20 protein-coding genes and 2 pseudogenes are annotated in these 20161 nt (G+C 67.8%); 9 read left to right on the forward strand and 13 right to left on the reverse strand.

What is annotated here, in order from left to right:
- The first annotated feature begins 27 nt into the window (after positions 1–27).
- Complete coding sequence (locus CJ177_RS35360) at positions 28–729, forward strand: hypothetical protein (RefSeq protein WP_095869905.1); 702 nt, start codon at positions 28–30, stop codon at positions 727–729.
- A gap of 115 nt (positions 730–844) precedes the next feature.
- Here the strand turns inward: CJ177_RS35360 and CJ177_RS35365 are convergent, their stop codons facing one another.
- From CJ177_RS35365 to CJ177_RS35375, 3 genes are all read right to left on the reverse strand, one after another.
- The gene (locus CJ177_RS35365) at positions 845–1252 is read right to left on the reverse strand and encodes a YciI family protein (protein ID WP_095869906.1); all 408 of its coding nucleotides are present in this window, start codon (positions 1250–1252) and stop codon (positions 845–847) included.
- Positions 1253–1569: 317 nt separating this feature from the next.
- Complete coding sequence (locus CJ177_RS35370) at positions 1570–2274, reverse strand: RES family NAD+ phosphorylase (RefSeq protein ID WP_095869907.1); 705 nt, start codon at positions 2272–2274, stop codon at positions 1570–1572.
- Positions 2268–3011, reverse strand: coding sequence for a helix-turn-helix domain-containing protein (locus tag CJ177_RS35375; protein WP_095869908.1), 744 nt, complete (start codon positions 3009–3011; stop codon positions 2268–2270). The genes CJ177_RS35370 and CJ177_RS35375 overlap by 7 nt, the downstream gene beginning before the upstream one ends.
- Positions 3012–3316: 305 nt before the next feature.
- Here CJ177_RS35375 and CJ177_RS47650 point away from each other — a divergent pair, with 305 nt between their 5' ends.
- The gene (locus CJ177_RS47650; RefSeq protein ID WP_166680744.1) at positions 3317–3481 is read left to right on the forward strand and encodes a hypothetical protein; all 165 of its coding nucleotides are present in this window, start codon (positions 3317–3319) and stop codon (positions 3479–3481) included.
- Positions 3482–3547: 66 nt separating this feature from the next.
- Complete coding sequence (locus CJ177_RS47655; RefSeq protein WP_166680743.1) at positions 3548–3706, forward strand: hypothetical protein; 159 nt, start codon at positions 3548–3550, stop codon at positions 3704–3706.
- Positions 3707–4836: 1130 nt separating this feature from the next.
- Here CJ177_RS47655 and CJ177_RS35380 read toward each other — a convergent pair.
- The 7 genes from CJ177_RS35380 to CJ177_RS35410 form a co-directional block, all read right to left on the reverse strand.
- Positions 4837–5094 carry a hypothetical protein gene (locus CJ177_RS35380; protein ID WP_005568784.1) on the reverse strand — a complete coding sequence of 86 codons (258 nt, stop codon included), beginning with the start codon at positions 5092–5094 and terminating at the stop codon, positions 4837–4839.
- A 152-nt stretch (positions 5095–5246) separates the two neighbouring features.
- Positions 5247–5435, reverse strand: coding sequence for a hypothetical protein (locus tag CJ177_RS35385; protein WP_005263719.1), 189 nt, complete (start codon positions 5433–5435; stop codon positions 5247–5249).
- A 257-nt stretch (positions 5436–5692) separates the two neighbouring features.
- Complete coding sequence (locus tag CJ177_RS35390; RefSeq protein WP_095869909.1) at positions 5693–6115, reverse strand: DUF5313 family protein; 423 nt, start codon at positions 6113–6115, stop codon at positions 5693–5695.
- Positions 6112–7848: a SulP family inorganic anion transporter gene (locus tag CJ177_RS35395; protein WP_095869910.1), complete on the reverse strand. Its 1737-nt coding sequence runs from the start codon at positions 7846–7848 to the stop codon at positions 6112–6114. The genes CJ177_RS35390 and CJ177_RS35395 overlap by 4 nt, the downstream gene beginning before the upstream one ends.
- A 261-nt stretch (positions 7849–8109) precedes the next feature.
- On the reverse strand, positions 8110–10005 hold the full coding sequence (locus tag CJ177_RS35400) for a phosphoenolpyruvate carboxykinase (GTP) (RefSeq protein WP_095869911.1): 1896 nt from the start codon (positions 10003–10005) through the stop codon (positions 8110–8112).
- Positions 10006–10064: 59 nt separating this feature from the next.
- Positions 10065–10946, reverse strand: a complete 882-nt coding sequence (locus CJ177_RS35405) for a hypothetical protein (protein ID WP_095869912.1) — start codon at positions 10944–10946, stop codon at positions 10065–10067.
- A 120-nt stretch (positions 10947–11066) separates the two neighbouring features.
- A complete protein-coding gene (locus CJ177_RS35410; protein ID WP_005263702.1) occupies positions 11067–11432 on the reverse strand; it encodes a helix-turn-helix transcriptional regulator in 366 nt (121 codons plus the stop codon).
- 374 nt (positions 11433–11806) lie between these two features.
- On the opposite strand from CJ177_RS35410, the gene CJ177_RS35415 reads away from it, so the two are divergent.
- Together CJ177_RS35415 and CJ177_RS35420 are read left to right on the forward strand one after the other, a co-directional pair.
- Complete coding sequence (locus CJ177_RS35415) at positions 11807–12661, forward strand: DUF1275 domain-containing protein (protein ID WP_257014848.1); 855 nt, start codon at positions 11807–11809, stop codon at positions 12659–12661.
- A 36-nt stretch (positions 12662–12697) separates the two neighbouring features.
- Positions 12698–13021 (forward strand): hypothetical protein, encoded by a 324-nt coding sequence (locus tag CJ177_RS35420; RefSeq protein WP_257014834.1) that lies wholly within the window; start codon positions 12698–12700, stop codon positions 13019–13021.
- Between the two features lie 331 nt (positions 13022–13352).
- Here CJ177_RS35420 and CJ177_RS35425 read toward each other — a convergent pair whose 3' ends face one another.
- Complete coding sequence (locus CJ177_RS35425; RefSeq protein ID WP_218835161.1) at positions 13353–13742, reverse strand: hypothetical protein; 390 nt, start codon at positions 13740–13742, stop codon at positions 13353–13355.
- A gap of 317 nt (positions 13743–14059) precedes the next feature.
- On the opposite strand from CJ177_RS35425, the pseudogene CJ177_RS35430 reads away from it, so the two are divergent.
- Positions 14060–15456, forward strand: a pseudogene (locus CJ177_RS35430) (NAD-dependent malic enzyme).
- Between the two features lie 199 nt (positions 15457–15655).
- Here CJ177_RS35430 and CJ177_RS48740 read toward each other — a convergent pair.
- Both CJ177_RS48740 and CJ177_RS35435 read right to left on the reverse strand, forming a co-directional pair.
- Positions 15656–15811 (reverse strand): annotated as a pseudogene (locus tag CJ177_RS48740) (ABC transporter substrate-binding protein); the annotation flags it as partial.
- A 902-nt stretch (positions 15812–16713) separates the two neighbouring features.
- The gene (locus CJ177_RS35435; protein ID WP_306453419.1) at positions 16714–17064 is read right to left on the reverse strand and encodes a group II intron maturase-specific domain-containing protein; all 351 of its coding nucleotides are present in this window, start codon (positions 17062–17064) and stop codon (positions 16714–16716) included.
- A gap of 132 nt (positions 17065–17196) precedes the next feature.
- On the opposite strand from CJ177_RS35435, the gene CJ177_RS35440 reads away from it, so the two are divergent.
- From CJ177_RS35440 to CJ177_RS35450, 3 genes are all read left to right on the forward strand, one after another.
- On the forward strand, positions 17197–17823 hold the full coding sequence (locus CJ177_RS35440; protein WP_095869914.1) for a carbonic anhydrase: 627 nt from the start codon (positions 17197–17199) through the stop codon (positions 17821–17823).
- Between the two features lie 913 nt (positions 17824–18736).
- Positions 18737–19261 carry a hypothetical protein gene (locus tag CJ177_RS35445; protein ID WP_095869915.1) on the forward strand — a complete coding sequence of 175 codons (525 nt, stop codon included), beginning with the start codon at positions 18737–18739 and terminating at the stop codon, positions 19259–19261.
- On the forward strand, positions 19258–19875 hold the full coding sequence (locus tag CJ177_RS35450) for an RES domain-containing protein (protein WP_095870010.1): 618 nt from the start codon (positions 19258–19260) through the stop codon (positions 19873–19875). Before CJ177_RS35445 ends, CJ177_RS35450 begins: the two co-directional genes overlap by 4 nt.
- Positions 19876–20161 lie beyond the last annotated feature (286 nt).

Genomic DNA, 20161 nt, shown 5'->3' on the forward strand with positions numbered 1-20161 from the left:
AGCATCTGTCGGTGACACGATGTGTGGGTGGGGAGACAGAGCGGGATCTTCGGGGTTGTGGGTGTGGTCGTCGGGCTGGTGGCGGTGATGGTGTTCGCGTCGATTCCCGCGCGGCCGTACACGGTGGCGTCGTCGTTCCAGCCGGGGTGGACCGATCCGTCGATTGTGGTGGCGATCGTGCTCGTCGGCGCCGCGGTGGCCGGGGCCGGTTGCGGGATGGTGCTGTGGCTGTCCGGGTGGCGGGTGGTGCGGGATACGGCGAGTGAGGAGGAACGCCGCGGTCGGCGCACGTTCCTGCTGGGCCGGACCGTCGCCGCGGCCCTGGTTGGTGTCACCGTGGGGTTGTCGCCGATGCTGGTGTTGCTGTATGTCGTGTTCACGGCCACTGTGGGCATCGCGGTGGAGTGGGCATCGGTGTTGGTGGTCTATGCCGGCAGCGGAGTGCTGGCGTACGGGTGCGCGCTGCTGGGTGTGTGGTGGGTGTTGGCATCGGCGGGTGATGATCGGCGCGCGGGGACCGTGCGGATGCTGGCGGTGTTGCTGCCGGTCGGTGCGCTGGCGGCGACTACCGCGGGTGTGGGCGCGGCTGGGCTGTTCGGGTATTCCACCGTCCCTGCGACGTTCGTGTGCGTCGTCGAGGTGGTGGCCGCCGTGCTGACGGCCACCGTGGCGTTGGCTCGGTTGCTGACCCGGGTCCCGGCCCCGGCCGCAGGTACCGGCACCGGGTGACCGCGGCCCGACTCATCGGCTTCCTCGACCGCCCGCCGAGGTCGTCTCCGCGCCGGCCGAGGAACGGTGAGCCCCTTGTCGTGGCGGGCCGGGGTGCGTCGTTCGCCTTTAGGGGTTATTCGGTGATGGTGGGCGGTTCGGTCAGGAACGGGCGTACCTCGAGCCATTCGTGGATGGGTTTCCCGCCGGCTCCGGGGGCGGCCGACAGCTCGCCGGCCAGCTCGAGCGCCCGCCGGTGGGTGTGGACGTCGATGATCATCCAGCCGGCGATGAGGTCCTTGGTTTCGGGGAAGGGGCCGTCGGTGACCGGTGGGCGGCCTTCGCCGTCGTAGCGGACGAACAGTCCGTCGGGGGAGAGCGCTTGCCCGTCGACGAACTCGCCGGTGCATTCGAGGCGGTCGGCGAAGTCCTGCATGTACTGGATGTGGGCGGAAATTTCCTCCGGGCTCCACTGGTCCATCGGAACGTCGTTGACCGGAGTTGGGGCGCCGCGGTAGTGCTTGAGCAGCAGGTACTTGGCCATGGTGTCTCCTCGGTGGTGCGGACCATTGTGGTCGCGTTCAGTGCAGGGACGGAGCCGGTGCCAGGTTCTCGACATCGCCGCCAAGGAATTTCTCGGGGGTCTCCTATGCGACGCCGCCCAACACCCGGAGCAACCCCTCAACCCACCGATGTCATCGAGATCGGCACCCTGGGGGGCACGACATCGCGCCGACGCGGGCAGCTGCGACGACCTCGGTCTCGCGCCGCAATCGCGGTGGTCACGGAACTCACCGAACCTGGCGTCCTGCGTGCGCCATCGTGGCGATGCGATGCTGCCGGTGCCGTCGTCGCCCGTGGTTAGGGTGCGGCTGCGCGTTGGCAGTTGGGGCAGTGGGTTTCGTCGGTGTGGGTGACGGTGATGTGCCGGGGGATCAGGGCGGCGAGGAGCCGCGGGTGGATGCGGGGGTGGGTCAGGGGGAGGTCCAACGGTTGCCCGGTGCGGTCGTGGGCGACGGTGATGGCATTGTCGCAGTCCCAGAGCGCGAGGGCGTGGTCGTCGTTGTAGGCGGTGCGGTAGCGGATGCCGTCGACTTTCGTTGCGGCAGGTTGGTCTTCGAAGATCGCCCTCGCCCATTGTTGGGTGAGGCCGCGGTGTTCGTTGCCGGCGGCGAGGGCGGGCAGCGCCCCGATCGCCAGGGCTGCTCCGGGGGTGGTGAGGTCATAGGTGACGATGTCGCGGACCGGGCGGACCTGGGTGATCCGCCAGTGCGGGCACAGGGCGGCGACCCCGGCCTCACCGAACACCTCGCAGGCGCTGGTGGCGAGGTCCACAGCCAGGTACAGCACCGCCCGCCCGTTCGGGTCCATGGCGGGTGGGGTGGGGGTGTGGTGGTCGAAGCGGGCCAGTGGCCCGAATCGGCGGAAGGTGATCCCGTTCGGGGTGAACCGATCCCGGTGGTAGATCCGGAACCACGGCGCGTTGGTGGGGTCGGTGGGTGTCCAGGTCCAGCGGTGATCCGCCGAGGGCAGTGGCCGGACCGGGGCGGGGAGGGGCTTTACCATCCGGCGGCGGTCAGGCCGGTCGCGACGGTGATGACGTGGTCGCTGTCGCGGGCCATTTCCTGGGCGGGGGTGCGGCCGGCGAAGGTGGTGTTGGGGCGGGTCATCCACCGCGAGAGGCTGACTTCACCGCCGGGGAATGCGCGGGTGAGGCGGTCGAGGTCGGGCAGGACGGGATCGGCCCGGTCGGGGGTGAACTGCCAGGTCGGGAACCGCCATTCCCGCCCGTCCTTGAGTCCGATGAGCCGTCCGTCGGCGGCCATGTCGGACACCGTCTGCCGGGAGACGCCGAGGATGTCCGCGACCTGGGTGCGGGTGAAGGAGGCGGCGAGTTGCGCGCGCCGTTGATCGACCTGCAACTGCAGGTTCTCCTCCTCCAGCGTGACGGTCTGCGCGGGGGTCGGTGCCGGCCCCCATTCGTCGTCGGGGACGCTCGCGAGGTGACCGGCAGGCGCGGACACCGGCAAGGAATCAGCGGGGGTGTTCGGGGCGGACTGCTCTTCCCGCAGGATCTGCGCGGCGATCTCGAGTGCCTCCACCTTGGTCTGAACGACCCGTGCCGGTGACCGCGGTGCCGGGGTGGTGATGGTGAGTTCGGTGACCCGCGACCACGCGAGGGCGCCGCCGTCCTCGGCGACGGTCACCTTCCAGCCACCGGCGCGGTGGCGGCGACCGGCGAGGTGGCGTGGTGCCCGCACATAGGGGGTGGTGTGCGGTGTGTGTCGTCGTGTCCCGGGCATGGTGCACCTCCTCCGGCCTTATTGTACGGGTAATGCGGGATACGCGGGAAGTGCGGACATGTTGGAGGACGGGGGACCCAGTGAACGCCGGGGTACCGGCTGGACGTTGCCGGCGCCGCAGCCGTGCAGGAAGGACAGCCTGGCAGCTGTCCATGGGAAGGCTTGGCAGCTGTCCATGGGGAGGTCACTTCACCGGCACATGTCTTGTATTCGATCCGATGAGATCGGCAGAGTGCGTGTCATCCCTGCTGGACACGTCGCGCACGGATGAGCGCGGTGGTGCGGGTGTACAGCAGACTTGGCACATGACGGATCCGCTGTATGTCGACCTCATCGAACGTCTCGGTTGGGCTGTCGCCCGTGCCGCCATGGAGGGTGATCCCCTGTTCGGCACCGTGGAGGTCACCATCGAAGCGGAGTTGCTCGAACGCCACATCCCTCCCCGTGACCAGGATGCTGCGCCGCACTGACGGTGCCTCTGGTGTGTGTCGAGCGGCTCGCGCTGATGTCCGCCCACTTCAGGGCAGGATGAGACGGTGGGTGATCGAACCGCAGCAGACCTCGAGCGTGAACTCGCCATGCTCGCCCACGTACGCGACTGTCTCCGCGTGTCGCAGGGTGAAGACTTCCGCATCCCGACGACCGCGGTTGATGAGGTTCTCGATGAGCTGAACAGTGTCGAACGATCACCGTGAGATCGGACGTGGCTGAGGCGATGGAGCACCAGATCTGTGGCGGTCGCGATGCAGTTCACTTGTGGGCCGGGGACGGCGGTGGGTGGTATGGGTTAGCTCGGATTTCGGCCGGAAAGGCGTTGGCCGTGTTGGCAGTTCACAGGTACGCGAACATGGGGAACGGGCGATCGCGGAGACGATGATCCCCATCGGCGCCGCAACAACACCCAGCATGCCCCGCATGGATTGGGTGCAGCCTGAGGCGGAGGCTGCTGGTGCTGTGCCGCGATGGCGGGTGGGTGCGGCCTGCTTGGGTCTGTCGTAGGTGGGTGTCAGAATGGGCGGTATGAGTTCTTGTGGATGGCGACGCCCGCTTCGGCGGGCGAGGGATGCGGTGCTCCTATCGCCGCCCCGGTCCGTCCTCATTCGGGGGTAGCGGGCCGGGGCGCATGAGCGCTGGAAGGCACCGCTTTGTCCCGTACCGATGCACATTCTCCTGTTTGGGTTCGTCTTCGTAGTGGCAAACTTTCTGTTGAACCGTGGCACGTTGACTGCCATGACGTCTGCGACCTCCCTGAGCGGTTTCAGGGAGGTCGGGCCTGGTTGCTGGCGACGAAGTGCTTCTGGGTTTTCGCGTACACGGGCACCGGGATTTGCTCGTGTTCGCTGTGCCACGACGGTGAGGGTCATGCTCGTGATCTGCGTCGTGAGCGTCGCCGTACCGCGCGCATCCTCGCGGAGGGCCGTCGCCGGTGGGAAGCCGACGACACTACGGCTTTCGACGACATCGTTGTCCCGCATCGCAGGCGGGATTGGTGGAGGTGACCAGTAGGCGCCGTCACCTCAGTAGCGGGTATTGATGCAGGAACAGACGCGGCGCGGCGGGTCTCGTATCGGTGCAACCGTGCTGGACCCGGTCGGCTCTCGCCGGCGATGGTGCCCTATCTCGCGGGCTGTAACCACCAACGGGGTATTTGTATTGGCTCGCAGCGCTTTCGGGGAATGGCCGACACGAGTTCGCACCCCAGACGGTGTGCGACGGTGCGGCGCGCCAATGACGTCGAGTGTGCTGACTGGGTTGCCGCTCACAGGGTCGCCTCGACGGGGCACGCTGGGAGGGCCGGTCTGTTCGCCCCTGGGTTAAGCGCGGGTTAGCCGCGGGCGAGGCGGCGTACGGCGCCGCGGAGGGTGTGTTCGATCTGGGGCAGGTCGACGTCCTCGGGGGCGGTGGCGGTGTTCTGGGTGGGGTTCCAGCTGATTCGGCGGTCGATCCCAGTGGCAGCGGCGGCGAGTTCGGTGCTCCACTCGCTCAGGGTCGGTTCGGGGTTGTCGACGTCTTCCCACTCGAGGATCCAGAGGGCGAGTGTGTGCCACTGCAGGTCGGTGGCGTGGATGGTGCGGGTTGTCATCGGGTCCTGGCTTCTGTGGGGTTGGTGGCTGGTTTCTGCGGTCGGCGATGTCGGCGAGAAATGGGTGGGTTCCGACGTCGACGCGCCGGGAGCACGGGGGTCGGGCACGGGAATGCGCGGAAGCCATCGGCTCGAGGGGCATGTGTGCGGACTTATTCGCGTTCGGGCGCTCCCACGGTTCGGCGGCTCAACCGTTGCGTGATCTGGTCCGGTTCCACCAGCTCGAAGTAGCGCGGGTCGGGATTGGTTCGGGCCGCGACGATGTCGCCGTAGTTGATCATCCGGGTCGCGGCGCCGAGATGGATTCTTTCGTGGGTGCCGACGTATCGGAAATGTGGCATGACGATCCTTCCTCGCGGGCGTGGCCGGTGATCGGGCACATTGCCGGACGGATGGGGCGCCACCACCGTATGCGCGCCGGCCCAGCCTGGGTGGTTTCGCCGAGCCCCGGTTCCCCGTTGCTCGATCCGGGAGGCGCATGACCCCATCCCAGTTCACCGTCACTTCCAGTTTCTCTACTTACGAATATTAGCAATTAATTGGTTGGTAGTGAACGGGTGTCACCCCGGGTTCTGGGCTGCACCGGGGTGTTGCAGGATCAGGGGGCGGATCGGTAGCGGGATTCGTAGGAGGCCTGCTCCTGGTCGAGTCGGCGTTGTTTGGTGGCGTTGAGGCGGCGGGGGTCGAGGCCGTGGCTGACCAGGCGGTGGCGGAGGTAGATGTTCTTCAGGGCGAGAAGGAAGTACACGAACGGCAGGAACAGCAGCAGCACCATGCCGGTGCGGATGATCCAGGGGCCGGGGATGAGTAGGAGCCCGGCGAGGATAGGGATCAGCGGGATGAGGCAGCGGGTGGCGTAGCGGCGGGTGGCGCCGGGGCCGGTGGTGTCCGCGATGACCCAGGGGTGCAGCTGGGTGGGCAGGGTTCTGCCCAGGACGTAGCCGAGGCGTTGCCGCGCAGTGGGTTCGGGTGTTGTGGCGGTGGGTGTGCGGGTGGTGTTGTGTGCGGTGTTCTCGGTCATGGTCGGTCCTCGTTCGTGGTGGAGGTGAAGTGGTGTTCGGGTAGGACGAGCATGCGGGCGTAGGCGATGGCGCGCGGGGTGGTGTCGAAGAGGTGGCGGTCTTCGCTGTCGGTGGTGGTGAACACCCCGAGGGCCTCGAGCGGCCGGAGATGTTCGGGTTTGGCTCCGGAGATCAGGACGGTGATGTGCCGGTGCTCGAGTTTGGTGATGACGTCCTTGAGGACGATCGCACCGGTGGCGTCGATCGTGGTGATCCGCGACATCCGCAGGATCACCACCTTCACGTCGGAGACGTCGGCGAGTTCGAGCAGGAACCGGTGCGCGGCGGCGAAGAACAGGGCGCCGTCGATCCGGTACGCGACGATGTGCTCGCCGAGCAGGTCGTGTTCCTCTGCGAGGTGGTCGTCGGTGTCGAGCGGGACCTGTTCGATGCGGGCGGACTTGGCGACCGCGCGGAGCGCGAGGATGGCGGCGAACCCGACCCCGACGGCGACCGCGGTGACCAGGTCGAAGACGACGGTCACCAGGAAGGTGGCCACCATCACGACCGCATCGGCGCGGGTGGCCCGGGTGATGGCCAGGATCGACGCGGTCTCGACCATCCGCACCGTGGTCGCCAGCAGCACCCCCGCCAGGGCGGCGAGCGGAATCTGCGCGACGAGCCCCGCCGCCAGATACACGATCGCCGCCAGGATCACCGCGTGGGTGAGGGCGGCGAGCCGGGTGCGGGCACCGGAGCGGACGCCCACGGCGGTGCGGGCGATCGCCCCGGTGGCCGGCACCCCACCGAACAGGGGGGCGGCGATGTTCGCCAGCCCCTGCCCGAACAGTTCCCGGTCCGGGTTGTGGCGGGCTCCCACCGCCATCGAGTCAGCGGCGGTCGCCGACAGCAGCGACTCGAGTGCCGCCAGCGCGGCGACCGCGAGTGCCGGGGCGATCAGCGAGGTCAGCTCACCAACGTGCAGAAAACTCAGGGTCGGCGCGGCGAACCCGGCCGGAATGGCGCCGATCCGGGCGATGTCGAGGTGAAAGAGTTGCGCGATCAGGGTGGCGGCGGCGACCGCGATCAGGGAGAACGGGACCCTCGGGAGGTAGCGGCCGCCGACGAGAATGACCACGGCCACCGCCAGCGCGGTCGCCGGGGTCAGCAGGGAGGGCTCTTGCACGAACTGGTGGACGGCGTCGGCGGCGCTCTGCCACACCTTCTCCCCCTCGGCGCCGGTGATGCCCAGCGCGGCGGGAAACTGTTGCAGGGCGATCACCACGGCGATCCCGGCGGTGAACCCCTCGATCACCGGCGCCGGCATATAGCGCACGGCCCGGCCCACACCGGCGAACGCCAGAACGACCAGCACCAGTCCGGCGATCAGCCCGACCGCGAGGACCCCGGTCGGGCCGTACTGGCCGACGATCGGCACCAGCACGACGGTCATCGCACCGGTCGGGCCCGACACCTGGAACCGGGACCCGCCGAACACGGCCGCCACCGCCCCGGCGATGACGGCGGTGGTCAGCCCGGCGGCGGCGCCGAGGCCGGAACTGATGCCGAACCCCAACGCCAGCGGCAGGGCCACCAGCGCGACGATCAGCCCGGCGAGCAGGTCCGCGCCCGGGGCACCGGCCGCGGGTTTCCACTCACCCCAGCGCGGCAGCAGCGCGGCCACCGACCGCACCGCCCGCACGACGGTGCTCTCGGCCGCGTCGGCCGGGCCGGTGCGGGTTGGTTCGGTCATCGACGTTCCTCGGTAGTGACGGCCAGCGGACCATCTGTTCTATAATTGCTAATGTTAGCAAGTAGTCATCATGGAAAGTTGAGTGAGGCGGGTAACCTCGATCACTGCCCTGCGGTGCCGTGATCAGCGCTGCCCGGTATGTGAGCGCGGCGGCCTGGTCGTCGCCGGCACAGGACAACGGTTTGCGCCCGTACCCGGCCCGCGTTCGGGCCGACCCCGCTCGCCCGACGACCGTGACGCGCTCCACCGTTGCGGCGGCCGTCAGAAGCGGGGCTGCGCCCACCGGGATTCCCCGCCCCTGAGCACGGGGTCGCGCCGGGGATCGATGGTGGCGGCGTAGCCGGACGCGGCCGCGGCGAGGCGCTGCCGGAGGGCGGCGAGTTCCTCGCGCAGGACGTCGGGCAGTCTGTTGCCGCCGATGGTGGCGAACCACTCGTCGATCAGCCGAAGTTCGGTGATCCAATCCGTGGGGTCTACCCGTAGCGCGGCGGCGATCTTGGCGTGGTCGAACTTCAAGCCCGTCAGGTCGAGGTCGCCCGGGGTGGGCACCAGGCCGATCGGGGTCTCGTCGGCTTCGGCGGTGCCCTCGATCCGCCGCAGCGCCCACTCGAGGATCCGGGAATTCTCCCCGAAGCCCGGCCAGAGAAATTCGTCGTCATCGCCGCGGCGGAACCAGTTGACGTAGAAGATCTTCGGCAACAACCCGGCGTGCGTCCGGGTGCCGATGTCGAGCCAGTGCTGGAAGTAGTCCCCGACGTGGTAGCCGAGGAATGGCAGCATCGCCATCGGGTCGCGGCGCACGACGCCGACCCGCCCGGCCGCGGCGGCCGTGGTTTCCGACGACAGGGTCGAGGCCAGGAACACCCCGTGCTGCCAGCTGCGCGATTCGGTGACCAGTGGGATGGTGGTGGCGCGGCGGCCGCCGAAGAAGATCGCCGAGATCGGCACCCCGGCCGGATCGTTCCATTCGGGGGCGACGGTCGGGCACTGGGCGATCGGGGTGCAGTACCGGGAGTTCGGGTGCGCGGCAGGCTCCCCGGAGGTCGGGGTCCAGTCCCGTCGTTTCCAGTCCGTCAGGTGCGGCGGCGGCGTGTCGGTCAGCCCTTCCCACCAGATATCGCCGTCGTCGGTGCGGGCGACGTTGGTGAAGATCGAGTTGCCCCGCGCGATGGTGGCCATGGCGTGCGGGTTGGTGTGGACGCCGGTGCCGGGGGCGACGCCGAAGAACCCGGCCTCCGGGTTGACCGCATAGAGCCGGCCGTCGTCACCGAACCGCAGCCAGGCGATGTCGTCGCCGATCGTTTCGGCCGTCCATCCGTCGAGGGTGGGGTCGAGCATCGCGAGGTTGGTCTTGCCGCAGGCCGACGGGAACGCCGCGGCGACGTAGTGCACTCGCTGCTCGGGTGAGGTGAGTTTGAGGATCAGCATGTGCTCGGCAAGCCAGCCCTCGTCCTTCGCCATCTTCGACGCGATCCGCAGCGAGTAGCACTTCTTGCCGAGCAGGGCGTTGCCGCCGTAACCCGAGCCGTAACTCCAGATGGTGCGCTCCTCCGGAAAGTGGGAAATATATTTGGTGTGATCGCACGGCCACGGCACGTCGGCCTGCCCCGGGTACAGCGGGGCGCCGACCGAATGCAGGCATCGGACGAACTCGGTGCCCGCGATGAGCCTGTCCCAGACCGGGGCGCCGGAGCGGGTCATGATCTGCATCGATACCGCCACGTATTCCGAGTCGGTGATCTGGACCCCGAACTTCGGCTCGGCCGCATCGAGGGGGCCCATACAGAACGCGATGACGTACATCGTCCGCCCGGCCATCGCCCCGCGGAAGTGCTCGGTCATCACCGTCTTCATATCGACCGGGTCCATCCAGTTGTTCGTCGGACCCGCGTCGGCCTGGAACCGGGAACAGATGAAGGTGCGGTCCTCGACCCGGGCGACGTCGTCGGGGTCGGAGACGCACCAGAAGGAGTTCGGTTTGCGATCCAGTCGCACGAAGGTGCCCTTGTCCACCAATTGTGTGGTCAGCCGGTCCCACTCGCCGGCGCTGCCATCGCACCACACCACCTCATCCGGTGCGGTGAGGTCGGCGACGTCTTCGACCCAGGACACGACCGCGGGATGTGAAGTCGGGGCGGCGGCGGTGGGGGTGCTCACGGGTGTTCTCCTCACAAGAACTCGATAGAATGTGCTGCTTGCTGGCGCCGTGCGTTCGATCACCGATGGTGATCGCGATACGGGACGGGATGGCCCAGGGCCCGGCTCACGTGGCGGGCGATGGCGGACACCAGCAGCCGGTCATCGACGGACGGCAGCATCTGGTCGGCGGGGGTGATCAGCGCCAGCGCCCGCACGCATGCGGACATCACCTCGACAGACAAGGTCCGCACCTCGTGCCCACACAGTGCGGCGAGCAGCCCGGGCAGCACCAGCGCGCCGTAGGCGAAGCCGTCGGCGGGGACCGTCACCGTGCGCCCGGGCGCCGCACCATCCGGGGCGCAGCCGGCGAGATCGATCAGGACATCGTTGTGTTCCATCAATCGGCGCAGCGGGAACGCCTCGGCATCACGCTCGTGCCAGCTGCTCAGATCCCCGACCCCCGAGGCGATCAACACCGGTGCCAGCAGCGGCGCCCACGACGCGCCGGTGATGACGACCCGGCCGGCGCGTGGGGGGACGCTGCGTCGGCGCAGGGTGGTGATCGTCGCGGCCGCCGCCGCCGCTGTCAGCACGTCCAGTTCGGTGAGGATCACGGGCCCGCCGCGCTCGGTCACCTCACGTTGCACCGCCGCGGACTCCCGGTGCCCCATACCGACCACGAACACCGCGGACACCCCTTTCGGGAGACCCAGGATGCGCTCGGTCAGCACGTGCGGGTCGCCCGTGGTCACCGGAACGCAGAGCGCGCGCATCGGAGTCTGCTCCCGGATGAGGGCCGCGTAATCCTCCATCGCGGCCCACGGGGTCCGCGTCCGCATCGCCCCCGTGCTGGGTGAGCGCGTGGCGGACACGGCGAGCACCGCGACAGCGATTCCCGTCAACGCCATCCCGGGCCCGTCGGGCGGCCCGCTGACGCCACCGTCGTGATTGTTCGTCACCGCCCACTTCTCTTTCCGGATCCGAGAGACGAATTCCGCCGCTCATGACACCAATGTATGTACTTTAGAAAATTTGCAACTAGTGCTTGCGGTGTGGGGTTCTGCCGTGGTGGGCCCCCGTCAGCCCCCGGTCTCGCCCACCAAGGCGGGAGGTTCGGACACATCCTCGAGTACCTCGGCCTGCCCCGCGACCACCCCGGTCAAGATCCCGCGCGCGACGCGTAGCAGCTCGGCGATGCGGGGGGAGGTCAGCGCGTAGGACACCGACAGGCCTTCGCGGCGGGCGGTGACCAGGCCTGCGCGTCGGAGGATCGACAGCTGCTGGGACAGGTTCGCCGGCTCGATGCCCACCTCGGGCAACATCTCGGAGACGGCGTGTTCGCGTTCGCTGAGCAGCTCGAGGACCCGGATGCGCGCCGGGTGCCCCAACGTTTTGAAGAAGTCCGCCTTCATCTGATACAGCGGTTGGCGCGAGTTCGCGGTCATGGCTCCTCCTGTCGTCCGGGTCGAGCCAGCGGCGGCGAGGTGTGTGTCGCGGTCGCCGCGGCGCCGGGTCTGCTGCCTCGCCTGCAACCTGCAATCCCGGCAGGTTGCGTTACTTGCGAATCTTAGCAATTTGCTAGAATTCGCGCTGCAGAGCCCCTTCCGGCCCCGCATCCCGAAACCCGGGGCGCCCGTAAAACGGTCGCGGCAGGCGCCTCGCCACCGAGGGGAGAGGACCGGACCGACCGCGCTGGTCAACGATCCCTACCCTGTCCGATGCCGGCAACTGGCCGGTGGTGAGAGAGCCGATGAGCACAGCCGATGCAGAGATGACAGCGCGACCTGGGTCACGGCGACCGGTGGAGACGATCGTCGCGATGCACCTCGGTTTCGTCGACGCCTTCGGGTTCGTCCTCCTCGGCGGGTTCTTCGTCTCCTCGATCGATGCCACCACTACCCGAACCGGCGTCGCCCTCGGCGGCAGTTCGTGGTTCGTCGTGGGCCTGGCCGGGGCGATTCTTGCCGGGTTCGTCGTCGGTGTCGTACTGGCCGCGGTGGTCGGCCGGATGTGGCCACGCCAGCGGGTGCCGCGGGTTCTGCTGCTCACGGCGGTTCTCCTCGCGGCAGCCGGCGCCCTCCATGCGGTCACCACCACCGCACCCCTGATCGGATTCACCCTCGCCCTGGCCATGGGCGCCGAAGCCACACTTCTCGAGACCGGCGGCCTGCTCGCCGCGGCGGCTCGGTCCCTGACCGATCGTCTGTTCGGCCGGGGATCCCGCCGATGGGCTCGATACCTGCGGCTCTGGGGTGCGGTCGCGGTGGGGGGCGGCCGCCGGCGCGGTGACATACCGGGTGCTCGCATTCAACGCCCTCTGGGTCGCCGTGGGGGCCGCGACTCTCGCCGCCTACGTCGTCAGAAACAGCCCCACCGACCTGACCGACGCCGCCGGCCCGTTTGGGCTGGAAAGGTAGGCGCCCCAATGCCGATCGACCAGAAGGGAGTCTGTCGGCCGATCCGGAGCAGACCCGCGAAGTCGCGTACAGGTCCCCACAGACCGCGGTGGCCGCGCAGGCACCGCGCGCCAGCGAGTCCCGGCACGACCCCTCGGGGGCCACCGCGCCCACCAGTGCCGGCGAAACGCCGGGGACGCAGCAATGCCGGTGCCGCCGGAGCGCCGACCGGACCCGCGGATACTTCCGCCGCGGCATGCTTCCGGGCGAGGGGTTAACTCGCGGTAACCAATCACCGTCGAACGGTGGAACGAATGGCAGTCGGCGGTGTGATGCGCAACCATGGGCCGATGAAGCCCCAGAAGAAGACCGCGATACGGCCCGCGTGGTCGGTGGGCGCTCGGGTGACGACATACCATTCGCTAGATCCGGCGATCGCCGAGGATCAATGGCCGCAGAAGAACGGGGTGATCGTCGAAGATCACGGCGAGATGATCGACTCGGTGACCCGGTCATACGGGCGCACTTGGGCTCTTCCGCGCCGCTGGGCGGTTCTCCTCGACGAAGGACAGTTGGTCTCCCGCGACGGCGCCGAGCTCGAGGTCGAGGGAACGAGGAGTACGGAACCACCGAAGTAGGGCCGCGCCCATCGCGGCGAGACGGCCCACCTTCGTGCGCAGAGATTCCGGCCGGTGGCCGCCGGCGCCGTGGAGCGTGTGCAAAGACCTCTGAGCAGAACACCGGAGCGCCGACCACCGCACCGCTGACCCCGAAAACCGGACCGTCCGCTCCACGGGGGCTATCGTCAGCGACGGTATCCGCGGTGGGGATCGCGGGCCTGGTGATCCTCGAACGGAACGCACCAGTCCCCGGGTCGAGGTTGACCCCGTGCGTAGCGGCTCGGGGTCGAACAGGGTCAGGACGTCGTAGTCCTCGAACAGGAACTCCAGTGGACTGATCCAGTCGATGTCATCGGGATGGGCCGGGACGTCGCGCAGGAGATCGTCGAAGTCGTCGTCGAGGCGCCGGCCGGCCGCGGTGACGACGACAATGTGCAGCGCCATCTGTTCCCCGGTGCAGGTCGGTTCCGCCGGCGGCGACATCGGCCGCGAGGTCGTCGAATGCCTGCGCCAGGCGTCGCCGCCACGGCTGCCGCACGTCCAGGTGCACGGCGGCGGTTCGCAGCACCGACCCGATGCCCGCACTGTCGATCTCCCGTCCGGCCAACAGGGCGGTATCGACCCGCACCTCGTCGGCGATCTGGGTGGACGTGACCGCGACGGCGCGACGTTGCCGCTCGGTGAGCTCGAGTCCCCGGTCGTCGGCGGGGAATTTGTTATCGGGTGGTCGATTCGGCACCGGATACATGGCCTCGACCCTACAAAACCCAGTGGGTCACGCGCGGGAGCCCGTCGACGTGGGTCATCGTTTCCTCCCGGTCGAACTTGCGGGGTTCGTGGATGCAGGTCGGCGATTGCGTGGTGGTCGCCTGCCGGTGAGCGGGTGCTCCGAGGAACGATCCCCGCCGAGCAGGATGGTGTTCGGTGGTCCTCCTTGTCCGGATCGGTGCTGGCCGCGCAGACTGAAGGTGTTGCGGCGGAAGCGCCGGTGCGTGCGTGCCGATCGGACACGCCGCCTGCTGGTACCTGCTGCTCGTCACTCGATCAGGAGTTCCCATGCCCAGTCCCAGCCCCGGTTATTCGATCACCGTCCGCGTCCATGCACCGGTCGGCGCCGGCACCACGTCGACGCTGGCGGCCGCGATCGCATCGGTGAAAGGTGCCATGACGGCGCTCGATGTCGTCGAGAGCCATCCCGACCACATGGTCATCGACCTCACCTGCGATGCCTCGGACGTCGCGCACGCCGACCAGATCTCTACCGCGATCGCCGAGGTTCCGGGGGTGATCGTCGGCAAGGTCAGCGACCGCACCTTCCTTCTGCATTTGGGCGGCAAGCTCGAGGTGGTCCCCACGGTTCCGCTCACACACCGCGACGACCTCTCCCGCGCCTACACCCCCGGCGTCGCCCGGGTGTGTACCGCCATCGCTGAACACCCCGAGGATGTGCGCCGCCTGACGATCAAACGCAATACCGTCGCCGTGGTCACCGACGGCTCCGCGGTCCTGGGTCTGGGTAACATCGGTGCCGCGGCGTCGATCCCGGTGATGGAGGGCAAGGCGGCACTGTTCAAACGGTTCGGCGGTGTCGACGCCTGGCCGGTCTGCCTGGACACCCAGGACCCGGATGCCATCGTCGAGATCGTCCGGGCCCTCGCGCCGGTGTACGGCGGGATAAACCTTGAAGATATTTCCGCCCCAAGGTGTTTCGAGATCGAGGCTCGGCTCCGCGGTATCCTCGACATTCCGGTGTTCCACGACGACCAGCACGGGACCGCGATCGTGGTCCTGGCCGCCTTGACCAACGCGCTGCGCGTGGTCGGTAAGTCGCTCGGCCGGGCTCGGATCGTGGTGTCCGGCGTCGGCGCCGCGGGGCACGCTGTCATCCGGTTGCTCGTCGCCCAAGGTGCGACGAACGTCATCGGCTGTGGGCGGAAGGGGATTCTTTCACCCGACGACACCGCCGACGAGTTTCGTACCTGGATCGCCGAGCACACCAATCCCGAGGGTCGGACGGGATCACTGCGGGACGCGTTGGTCGGGGCGGACGTGTTCATCGGGGTCTCGGCGCCGAACATTGTCACGGGCGATGACATCGCGGCGATGGCCGACGAGTCGATCGTGTTCGCGCTGGCCAATCCGGTCCCGGAGGTCGATCCGGTCGTCGCCGGTGAGCATGCCACCGTGGTGGCCACCGGTCGGTCGGATTTCCCAACCAGATCAACAACGTCCTCGCCTTCCCGGGGGTGTTTCGTGGTCTGCTCGACGCGCACGCGGTCGATATCACCGACGAGATGCTGATTGCCGCGGCCGGGGCGATCGCCGACAGGGTGTCGCCGTCCGAGCTCAATGCCACGTACATCGTGCCGAGCGTGTTCGACGTCACCGTCGCGCCGGCGGTCGCGGCGGCGGTGCGGGAGGTGGCCGAGCGAGGGCGGCAGCCCCAGGAGTGAGCTCAGTCGGTTTCGTCTTCGGTGTGGCGTTGCGCGGCCCCGCGTCCGTGCGAACCTCGCTGTCGCCGTGCGCATGGTCGGCCGACGCCCGGCGGTCTGCCGTGTGGATCGCCAGGCCCGGCATCCGAGGTGCAGGTCCCCGACGATCCGATCGGCGAGCATCACCCGCGGACTCACATCCAGGACGGGGTGGCGACCATTAGCTCGGCACCGATGGGACTTCGGTCGGCCCTCCCAGTCGTAACCATTTGTCGTACATGCTTATCCATGTTCCATCCGTACGCACCCGTTCCAACGTTCCGTTCACGAAGCGCACCAGATCGTCATTGCTCTTGTTCGGGACGACGCCGTACGGCGGAACAGGCGAGTTGATCGGAGTCGATTGAGATGTGCACCCCACCACTGCCATTGCGGCCATGACCGTCGACGCACCGCCAACGCACTGCCAACGGCAGGGATCCTCGAGCAAGGGCGCAACGATGGCCGACCGCCCACGGCCAACAGCCAACGGAAGGCAATCGCTCGCAAAGTAAAAGGCGCCGGCGTCTCCGTGACCGCGCTCGCGCAACACTCGGCGTGGCTACGGCGACGCTGCATCGCACTCTGATTAGCTGTTCCGCGTGACCAGCGGAGACAGGGGGAAACCGACATGGCCGGCAGACGCACGCTCGGAAGTACACGCGGCAACGTCCCGGCGACGACCGAGTCGTACTCCTCGATGTCGACGGCGTGGTCACCGACATGTCCATGTTCGGGTGTGAACTCGAACGGCCAGCGGCGGAGTGGTGGCCGGCGTTCTTCTCCCACATCGCGGATGCGGAGGTGATTGAGTCTGGTTTCGACCTCGCCTGGGCGATCGAGGGACTCGGCTTCACCCTGGTCTATTCGACGAATCGGCCCGACTACACCCACACGGGTACCCGTCGATGGCTCACCGAGCACGACCTTCCGACCGGGCGCGCTCCGTGTGCAGACAACAAGGTCGGGCCTCGTCTTCGACCGCGGCGGAGGTCAAACGCTCCCACTCCAGCTCGTCCGACGGCAGCATCCGCAAGGGTTGCGTGCGTTCATCGACGATGAAACCGGTATCGTCGACCAGCTCACCGTCGAAGGGTTTCGGCCCTGCTCGCCACCGATCTCGCCGGTCTCGGTTCCCGCAGACTCCTGCACGTACTCGAAGGTGGCCAGCAGGCCCTCGCTGGCGCGCAGAACCACGGCGCGACAGCATTAACTCCTGCATAGAGCCACGACGGCGACCTATCTCGTCATAGGCGCAGGTGGCTGTCGCCGGCTCTCGAAATGAGCCTTCAGGAGTCTGCCGGGACCAACCGCCACAGGTACCTGTCGGGTGCGTCCGGCGGGCTGCGTCCCGTGATCGGTGGTATTCCCTGCGCGGACATCTGAGGGTGCGTACTCGGTCCGGTCTTTCCGCGAGTGGTACGCACCGTAGTACAACATCCATCCCCACACGATCGGGTTGATGCGTCGGGCGAGATCGGCGAAGGTGTGGCCGGTGCGCCGGTGCAGCCGCCGGAACCGCACGTGCGCACTGATCCTCTTGCAGGGCGTCCCTGCTGACCGCTGTGTTCGATGCGTGGAGACTCGCACCGGCTGATCAGCGCGGAGGCGTCGCCCGCCACTTGCTCCTCACACGTCTCTTCGCCGATGCGCGAACCGGAGTTTCCGTCGCCGTAATGTTCCCGCCGAGCAGGCGCAACAGTGCGGGTGAACAATAACCGCATGCCTCACTCCAACCCGGTTGCCGCGTGGAAAACCCTCCGCCAGGGTAACGAGCGCTTCGTCAGCGGAGTCTCGATCCACCCCAGCCAGGGAATCGTCGACCGCGCGCAGCTCGTCGACGAAGAGCACCCCACCGCGGTGTTGTTCGGATGCGGAGACTCACGTGTCGCTGCGGAAATCATCTTCGACCAGGGCCTCGGTGACATGTTCGTCGTCCGAACGGCCGGCCACGTCCTCGACGACGCCGTGCTCGGTTCCATCGAGTACGCGGTGCAGATCCTCGACGCGCCCTTGATCGTCGTGCTGGGTCATGACGGTTGCGGGGCCGTGAAGTCCACTCTGGACGCGCTGGACAAGGGCAAGGTTCCGGACGGCTTCATCCGCAGCATCGTTGAACGGGTGGCGCCGTCGATCATGATGGGTCGCAAAGAGGGCCTCACCACCGTCGACGAACTCGAAGGCCGCCACGTCGTGGAAACCGGGACTCTCCTGATGCAGCGTTCGCGCATCATTGCCGATCGCGTCGGGAGTGGTGCCTGCGCTATTGCCGGCGTCACCTACAAGCTGTCCGATGGCCGGATGCACCTGCAGGGAGGGGTCGGAGACATCGGCGAACTCCGCGACTGACGCGGCCGAAACCGCTGAGCCGCTGGAGCACGGCACCGAACTACCGTGCCGAACGGTGTGACACAAGATCTACGCACGGCGATCGGCCCCGAGGACGCCAGATAACACCGAGGGCTCGGAGAGATCCCCACCGACCCGCCTCGTCACCCAGGGTCCTATGGCGCGGACGGTAATTAAGCGCAGCACGACTCATCTTCACTACAGGTTCTTGCCAACCCCTGTGAGCTGAAGGTATCGGCTGCGCGAATGAATCTCAGATCGGTGAGGCATCCAGGACCTCAGAGGCCGGTGGCAGATATCGCCGGAGGACGGCAGCGCTTACCGCGGCATCTCACTAGAACACGATCAACGGAATTGCCGGCAATATAAGAAACTCCACCTCCACGACGGGGGCGCGAACACCATCTGGTGGATCCGCAGTTCGTGTCCGGGGACTATCAGATTTCGGTGGATCTTACGCTGGCGCGTGGGTTGTTCTGCGCGGAAGGCCCCGTGGGGGATTCGGAATCTGATCAGAACGACGGAAGGTGGAGTGCTGGTAAAACTTCCGTGCGTCGGATCGTGCAGTCATGGACCCCTGGTTGGCGTCGCCTACCGCCCGCACGCAGTGTCACGCCACCCCGGGCGTTCTGGATAACGTGTGCAGACACTCCATGGACCTACTCCGCCCTCATGAAGTGGGTAGCCGACGACTGGTCCCAAGGCCCAGTGGCAGTTCCGCCACGTTGCGGCGGATTCCGTGACGGCAAAAGAACACCGAGTCGTGCAGTGCGCGACAAGTCGAGGCGAGCCGGTAGATAGCGCAGTCTGACAAGATCCGTCTGCCAAAGGAGTGGACGGTCTGGTTGACGTGGTTGACCCTTTGGTGCATCATTGTGGTTGACAAAGTTGACGCGAAAGGTGGGTGTGGGTGATGACGTCGCTGGTGGAGCAGGAGAAGCAATTGATGGAGGAGCTCTCGCAGCGGGTGCACCGTACGTTCGCCGCGGCGGCTGCTGCCGGTGTGTCCACCGACGCGTTCGCGGACGTGCAGGCGATCGCTGATGCGATGTCGGCTGCGCTTCCCACCCATCATGTCTATGACCAGGTGGTGGGCCCGTTCTACGACACGGCCGGGCTGACTCGGTGGTGGAATGTCAGTCGGCAGGCGGTGAGCAAGAAGGTCGCGACCAACGCGGTGATCGCCTGCCAGCTCGAGGAGGGGCACTGGGTCTATCCGGTGTGGCAGTTCACCAGCAGTGGCACCGTGGACCCGGCGCTGGTGCAGGTGTGGCGTGTCCTGCGTGCGGGGGCGGACCCGTGGACGTGTGCGCTGTGGCTGCGGGCACCGCAGGATGCGTTCGGCGGTAAGACCGCGGTGGGCTGGTTGACCGAGGGCGGCGGGGTCGATCCGGTCCTGGCGGCGGCCCGCGCGGATGTGCAGCGGTGGGCGGCGTGACCCGGGAGGACGTTGCGCTGCGGGCGCCCGGAACGCGCACGCTGACCGGGTTTCCCGGTTGGCGGTTGACCGGGAGGCGGCAGGTCAAGCGTGGTCACCGGGTCTCGAATGGGCCGTGGTGGTTTTCCTCTTCGGGTGGCGGGCGATTCGATCTGTCCGCGCCGCGGGGTACGTGTTACATCGCATTCGATGAGACATCGGCGATCCGGGAGACGGTGGGGGAGGCGTTGGCATCGCTCGGGGTGGTCGCCCACGACTTCGCGGCCGAGCGGGCACTGTCGACGCTGCGGGTGCCGGGCACCCATGACCTCGCGGATACCTGCGCTGGCGCGGCTGCCGCGTTCGGGCTCACCCGGGAGTTGTGCTCGATGACACCGTACGACGTTCCCCGGGCGTGGGCGGCGGCGTTCGATGTCGAGTTCGACGGTCTCCGGTATCAGACGCGCTTCACCACGGGCCCGGCGGCGAATGCGGCAGCCGTGTTCGGTCCGGCCGGGGAGGTGTCCTGGCCTGTGGACCCCCGCCCGGAGTCGTTCGCGGCGGCGGCGAGGCGTTGCGGTATTGCGGTACAGCCGCTTCCGCGGTCGGTCCGGGTTCTCGATCCGCCGACCTGACGAGCCGGCCCGCGCTCGGTAGGGCGACGGTGTGCGTCCAATGCCGGACACATCAGCCGTTCGGGGAAGCGCCGCATCCGCGGCGGCATGGGTGGTGGTGGACGGCAGCGGTGGCTCGGGGCCGACGGCGAGACGATCGACTGGTGGGAACGCGCCACACCTCGCCGCGGGGAGTAGTACTTTTCCGCTGGCGCTTCGTTCGCCGACATGAGCGCGGCGAGTCTGCGACGGCAGGCGGTCTGCCGCCGCATTGTGATCAGCGCCGTTCGCTCCCATTCTCGGGCGG

The organism is Rhodococcus sp. ACPA1 (assembly GCF_002300195.1).
Lineage (GTDB): Bacteria > Actinomycetota > Actinomycetes > Mycobacteriales > Mycobacteriaceae > Rhodococcus_F > Rhodococcus_F opacus.